The 1,406-nt window shown below is 66.7% G+C and carries 2 protein-coding genes; one reads left to right on the forward strand and one right to left on the reverse strand.

What is annotated here, in order from left to right; translation table 11 throughout:
- Positions 1-470: GbsR/MarR family transcriptional regulator (locus ELR45_RS37795; protein WP_205856557.1), on the reverse strand; the 470-nt coding region annotated here is incomplete at its 3' end.
- Between the two features lie 103 nt (positions 471-573).
- Here ELR45_RS37795 and ELR45_RS13635 point away from each other — a divergent pair.
- On the forward strand, positions 574-1,406 hold an 833-nt coding region (locus tag ELR45_RS13635; protein ID WP_129666859.1), incomplete at its 3' end, for a DMT family transporter.

The raw sequence follows: 1,406 nt of genomic DNA on the forward strand, positions 1-1,406 counted from the left end.
GCCAGCCGGTTCCCGCCCCGGGTCGGTCCGAGCTGGGTCACGCAGTCGCGCAAGACGTCCTCGTAGCGCTTCAGCATCGGCTCCTGCTGGGTCATGATGGCCGCCCAGACGTCGTCGTCGTAGACCCGGTAGAGGTCGGAACGTAGGCCGGGTTCACGTTCCTTGGCCAGGAAACCCATCTGGACCAGCTGCTGGACCGCGCCGGATATGGCGGCGGGACTCACCTGCAGTCCTTCGGCCAGGTCCCGGGCTGTGTAGCGGTCGCGGTCCTCGGCGAGCACGTAGGCGAAGACGCGGGCCGACATGCGGGGGAGACCAGCGTCGACGAAGAGAAGTGCCAGATGCTCGACGACGCGGAGCAGCGCGTCATGGGAGCCTGGAACACCATCGGCCGGTTCTGTGTCGACCTTTTGGTGACCTCGGGTCTCTGGGTCCGCCGCGTCATGCTGCTGGCCGTCGGTTATCTCCACAGAACGATAATATAGGCAATTCACAACATTGTGAAACTTGTGTATCCTAAAGTCTTGGGGCACTGTTAGGCATGGTGTCGTGAAATGATGCGAGGATGCTCTGGTGAATGCGTGGGGGATCGCGGTGGGATTGTCCATCGCCGCTGCGCTCTTTCATGCGGTCGCGGCAGTGTTCCAGGAGCGTATGGCCGGCGACCGGCGCGCCAAGGTCGCCCATCGGCTCGGAACCTTGCGTATGCTCTCGCGTCCCCGTTGGTGGTGGGCGGTCGTCCTGACCGGTGTCGCGTCGGGGCTGCATGTCGCTGCCTTGCATTTCGGCCCGCTCACTGTCGTCCAGCCGCTCGGCGCGTTGACATTGGTGCTCGCTCTGTCCCTCTCCGCGGCCCTGGCCGGCAGGAAGGTCGGGCGGACCGAATGGCTGGGGCTGAGCCTCACCATGGCGGGCCTGGCGCTCCTGCTTCTGCTGACACCGGTGGACAACGAGCGTGAGGCGTTGAGCCCGAACGAGGTTCTGGGGGTGAGCCTGGTGGCCGTCGGGGCGATGGCCACGCTCGTCCTCGGCGCTGCCCGATCCCGTCGGCTGGTTCCGCGCAGCCTGCTGCATGCCGGCGCTGCCGGCGTCGCGTTCGGTGTCGCGTCCGCATTGGCGCAGACGGTGACTGTGCGGATGTCGCGCTCGGGCTGGGAAGAGGCGATCACTCCGGCGGCCGCGATGGTGATCGTGCTGGCGTTCGGCGGTCTACTTCTTGCGCAGGCCGCGTATCGCGCTGGGATCGGGGCTCCACTGGCGACGTTGACGATCGTCAACCCGATCGTCGCCGCGATCATAGGTCTGCGACTTCTGGGTGAGCATTTCGAGGCAGGCGCTGGGGGCGCGGTGCTGGCCGGTGTCGCGGGGATAGCTGCGGCCGGCGGCGTGGTGCTCCTGGCCCGTAG

The sequence above is a fragment of the Phytoactinopolyspora endophytica genome, from assembly GCF_004138495.1.
Classification (GTDB): Bacteria; Actinomycetota; Actinomycetes; order Jiangellales; family Jiangellaceae; genus Phytoactinopolyspora; species Phytoactinopolyspora endophytica.